The sequence below is a fragment of the Paraclostridium benzoelyticum genome (genome assembly GCF_001006285.1).
GTDB classification, from domain to species: Bacteria; Bacillota; Clostridia; order Peptostreptococcales; family Peptostreptococcaceae; genus Paraclostridium; species Paraclostridium benzoelyticum.
The window spans coordinates 1-5,544 of the sequence record NZ_LBBT01000043.1 but is presented as its reverse complement, the minus strand read 5'-3'; the positions used below and the strand labels follow the sequence as shown (position 1 = coordinate 5,544).

Here is a 5,544-nt window from a genome sequence, read left to right as displayed (position 1 = left end):
ATATAAATATATATAACTCACAAGAGTATATGGTTTTAGATATGTTTACAAGAAGTAACTTAGAATTAACATCTACTATAAGAGGAAATGCAAAGAAGGGATCACTTCTTCATGTTTTAGATAAAACATCTACTGCTATGGGTGGAAGAATGCTTAGAAAATATGTAGAAGAACCACTAGTAAATAAACTACGAATTGAAAAAAGACTTAATGTTATCGAAGAGCTAAAAGATGACTTTATGTTAAGGGAAGACCTAATTGAAACTCTGAAAAATGTATATGATATAGAAAGAATTTGTGGGAAAATTGCATTTGAAAAAGTTACACCTAAAGAAATGATACATTTAAAAAATTCTATAGAAAAATTACCAGAACTTAAAAAAATTATAAATTTATCAGAGGCAAACATTCTTAAAAGATATATTTCAGATATGGACGACCTAAATGATATATATAACTTGATAGATAGTGCAATACTTGAAGACCCATCAATAACGATAAAGGATGGAAATATAATTAAATCAGAATTTAACGATGAACTGAATTCTTTGAGAGATATATCTAAAAATGGTGCCTTTATGATAAAGGAAATAGAAAATAGAGAAAAAGAAAAAACGGGAGTTAAATCTTTAAAAGTAGGATTTAATAAAGTATTTGGATATTATATAGAAATAACAAAAGCAAATTTAGCTAATGCAAATATAGATGAAACATATATCAGAAAGCAAACATTAAGTAATGCGGAAAGATATATAACTAGTGAATTAAAAGAAATAGAAGATAAAATTTTAAATGCAGAAGATAAAATTAAAAATTTAGAGTATGAGATTTTTGTAAATATAAGAAATAACATATATAAAAATATAGATAGAATTCAATCCGTTGCAAAGATAATAGCTAATATAGATGTATTTGTATCATTAGCAACTGTTGCTTATATAAATAATTATGTAAAGCCTATAATTAATGAAAGTAATAAATTAGATATAAAAAATGGACGTCACCCTGTTGTTGAAAGTATCGTTGGAGAAGAAAATTTTGTACCTAATGATACGTATTTAAATCAAGGTGAAAATATTATAAACATAATTACAGGTCCAAATATGGCTGGTAAATCTACTTATATGAGACAAACTGCAGTAATAGCATTGATGGCTCACATAGGATCATTTGTTCCAGCAGAATATGCTAATATACCTATTTTAGATAGAATATTTACGAGAGTAGGAGCTAGTGATGATTTAGCTCAAGGGCAGTCTACTTTTATGGTTGAAATGACTGAAGTTTCTCAAATACTTAAAAATGCAACAGATAAAAGTTTAGTTATATTAGATGAAATAGGACGAGGCACTAGTACTTATGATGGAATTAGTTTAGCTTGGTCTATAGTTGAATATATTCAGGCAAATATAAAATGTAAGACTTTATTTGCTACACACTATCATGAGTTAGTTGAATTAGAAGATGAGTTTTATGATGTTAAAAACTATTCTGTAGCAGTTCAAGAAAACAATGATGGAATTGTATTTTTAAGAAAAATAATAGAAGGTGGAGCTGATAAGAGTTATGGTATATATGTAGCAGAGCTTGCAAAGCTTCCACAAAAAGTTATTGCTAGATCAAAGGAAATATTAAAAGATTTAGAGAAAAATCATATCCAACAAGATTTAAGCACTGCTATCAATATTAAAGAAAAATTAGAAAGTAATGAAAATCATATAGATATAAAAGCATATGAAACTTTGCAAAATGAATATGAAAGTTTCAAAGAAAATATAAATATTAAAGAAAATGACTATAATTTAAATATAGGAAAGTTAAAAAGCGAAATAAATAAGCTTAGAAAAGAGAATAAAGAACTTAAAGAAAATACTGTAGAAGATGAGGTTGCAGTTACTCAAATATCTTTTGGTTCTGTTTATGATGAAAGCTTAGTGGAAGAAATTAAAAAATTAGATATTTTAAATATGACTCCATTAGATGCTATGAATACTTTATATAGCTTGCAAACTAAGGCTAAAAAAGGTAAATAAATCAACCTATGCTAAAGACTTATAAAGAAAAGCAAATTTTTTATCTATGAAATGAGGTGAATATATGGCTCGAATTAATATATTAGACGAAGTAACAATAAATCAACTACAAGCTGGTGAAGTTGTAGAAAGACCATCTTCTGTAGTTAAGGAACTTGTTGAAAACTCAATAGATGCTCAAAGTTCTAAAATTATAGTAGAAATAGAAGATGGTGGTAAAAAATTAATTAGAATAACTGATAATGGAAATGGAATTGAATCTAGCGAAGTTGAAAAAAGTTTTTTAAGACATGCAACTAGTAAGATAAGTCAAATAGATGATTTATATGATCTATACTCTTTAGGATTTAGAGGAGAAGCTTTAGCATCTATTGCATCAGTTGCTAAAATTGAAATGATTACAAAGCATAAAGATGAGCCAGTAGGAACTAAAATTACAGTAGAAGGCGGAAAAATTATATCAAAAGAACCAATAGGAACTAATAATGGGACGACGATTATAGCTAGGGATTTATTTTTTAATACTCCTGTTAGACAAAAGTTTTTAAAATCAACGCATGCAGAAACTATAAATATTAGTGATTTAATAAATAAGCTAGTTATAGGTAATCCTAAGGTCAGTATTAAATATATAAACAATAAAAAAACTATGTTAAATTCCCCTGGTGATGGTAAGCTTATAAACACTATAAGAAGTATTTATGGAAAAGATATAACTGAAAATTTAATAGAGTTAAATCATGAAAGTCAGTTTTTTAAGGTAAGTGGATATATAGGAAACAATAATGTTTATAGAGCTAATAAAAACCTTCAACATATATATATAAATAAACGTTATGTTAAAAGTAAAATTATATTAGATGCTATAAGTGAAGGTTATAAATCTTTAATACCTATAAATAAACATGCAGTTTGTTTTTTAAATATAGAAATAAACCCATCTAAAATAGATGTAAATATACATCCTACAAAATTAGAGTTGAAGTTTGAAAATGAACAACAAATATATGTAGAACTTAAAGAGTATATAAGGAAGTTGTTAATTAGATCTAACTTGATAGGAAAATATGAAACTTATGATAATGTTGAAAAGCGAGATTTAAAAAAAGTTAATAATTTGGATAACAGCTTGGCTCATAATAAAAAACAAATTAGCTCAGAAAATATAAATCAAGGTATATTAAATAACCTAGAAAAAGAATATAAAAGTCAGACATATACATTTGAAGAGTTAGACGAAAGAAAAGAATTGGAAAAGAACATTAATAATAAAAATTTAAATAATAAAATAAGCAAAAGTAATAAAGATGAAATTGTATTAATAGACAATGCAATAGATTTAAATAAAGTTTATAGTTTTAATGATTTAGTAGAATTAGAAAAAAAAGAAGAAAATAAAAGTTTAAAAAGTAATGAAGATGATACTTTAAATAATAAACCTATAATTAGTGAAAGTTTAATAAAAGAATCTGAAAGTGTATATACAGAAAAAAATGAACAAGTAGAGTTTAACAATAATGATAAAAATAAATTTTCATTAAATGAATATATAGTTATAGGTACTATATTTAAAACATATATAATACTTCAAAAAGGAAGTCATATGTACTTGCTAGACCAACATGCAGCACATGAAAGAGTACTATTTGAAAAATATATGGATAAATTTTACAATATGGATATTAACATGCAAATGTTATTAGATCCAATTGTTTTAGAACTAGCAACGACAGATATGCTACAAGTTGAAAATAATATAGATTTATTTATGAAATTTGGTTTTGAAATAGAGATATTTGGCAAAAATCATATAATGATAAGATGTGTACCTACTATATTTGGAACACCGGAATCTGAAAAATTTGTTTTAGATATAATTGATAACATAGATGAAATAAAAAATAATTATGAGTTAAAAGGTGAAAAATTCGCATCGATGGCTTGTAAAGCAGCTATAAAAGCTAATGATAGTATATATGATGAAGAAATAAACAGTTTATTAAACCAAATTGAAATGTGTAAAAACCCTTTTACATGACCTCATGGCAGACCGATATTTGTAGAAATATCAAAAACTGAGATTGAAAAAATGTTTAAACGAATTATGTAAGAAAGAAGGGGAGCAGATGAAAAAGATACCTCTAGTCATACTGACAGGGCCAACTGCAGTTGGAAAAACAAACTTATCAATACAATTAGCTAAAAAAATGAATATGGAAATAATATCAGCAGATTCTATGCAAATATATAAATATATGGATGTGGGAAGTGCAAAAGTTACAGAAGATGAGATGAATGGAGTAAAACATTATTTAATAGACGAGGTTACTCCGGACTATAGTTTTTCTGTATCTGAATTTCAAGAAAGAGCTAATGATTATATAAATCAAATTGTAAAAAAGGGAAAATCACCGCTTGTAACTGGTGGAACAGGCCTTTATTTAAATTCTCTTATATATAATATGGATTTTGCAAAATCAGATGCAGACAACGAGTTAAGAGAAATGTTAAGAGTAGAGCTTGAAGAAAATGGAATCGACTACATGTATGAAAAGTTAAAGTCTCTTGATGAAGAAGCTGCAAATAGAATTCATAAAAATAACACAAAAAGGGTTATAAGAGCTATTGAAGTTTGTATGAGTGGCAAAAAAATGAGTGACTTTAGCAATGATTTAAAATTAAATGAAAAGTATGAACCAATAATAATAGTTTTAAATAGAGATAGAGAACATCTATATAGAAGGATTAACAAGAGAGTTGACATAATGATAAGTCAAGGTCTTGAAGATGAAGTTAAAAACCTTTTAAATATGGGGTACTCAAGTGATCTAGTATCTATGCAAGGAATAGGATACAAAGAAGTAATTAAATATCTAAATAATGAATACACTTATGAAGAAGCCATAGAAATAATAAAAAGGGATTCAAGAAGGTATGCTAAAAGACAACTAACATGGTTTAGGAGATATGAAAATGCTAAGTGGTTTGATTTAGATAACTACAATGATGAAAAAATACTTTTAGACGATGTAATTAGTTATATTGAAAAAAAGGTAAATGTTGTGTAATATAGAATATAATATATATAATAAATTTGATAAATCATTTTGGAGGGTATTAATCTAATGAAAAATACAGTATTAAACTTACAGGACTTATTCTTAAATAATGCAAGAAAAGAAAGAATACCTGTAACAATATTTTTAATGAATGGAGTTCAAGTTAAGGGGTACGTTAAGGGATTTGATAGCTACATAGTATTATTAGAAGGAGAAAATAAGCAGCAAAATCTTATATATAAGCATGCAGTATCTACTATAATACCAGGAAAACAAATAAACTTTAACAATAATAATAACCAAGGGTATAACAATAATAATCAAGGATACAATAAAAACTATCAAGAAAACAAATAATTGAATATAAAAATAAAAAAATCTTAAGATGAAAATCTTAAGATTTTTTTATTTTGGGGATTAGTTATGTGATAAAGTCACAGAATAATATATAA

General features: G+C 26.0%; 3 protein-coding genes and 1 pseudogene. All 4 read left to right on the top strand.

All coding sequences use genetic code 11. The features are described 5' to 3' along the window. Positions 1 to 2,033, top strand: a 2,033-nt coding sequence (gene mutS / locus VN21_RS02300; protein WP_046821859.1) for a DNA mismatch repair protein MutS, incomplete at its 5' end; no start/stop codon positions are given. A 64-nt stretch (positions 2,034 to 2,097) separates the two neighbouring features. Then, a pseudogene (gene mutL, locus VN21_RS02295) lies at positions 2,098 to 4,143 on the top strand (DNA mismatch repair endonuclease MutL). A 16-nt stretch (positions 4,144 to 4,159) separates the two neighbouring features. Next, entirely contained in the window at positions 4,160 to 5,101 is a 942-nt protein-coding gene (miaA, locus tag VN21_RS02290; protein WP_046821858.1) for a tRNA (adenosine(37)-N6)-dimethylallyltransferase MiaA, read from the top strand. A 57-nt stretch (positions 5,102 to 5,158) separates the two neighbouring features. Beyond that, complete coding sequence (gene hfq / locus VN21_RS02285) at positions 5,159 to 5,449, top strand: RNA chaperone Hfq (RefSeq protein WP_046821857.1); 291 nt, start codon at positions 5,159 to 5,161, stop codon at positions 5,447 to 5,449. Positions 5,450 to 5,544: the final 95 nt, after the last annotated feature.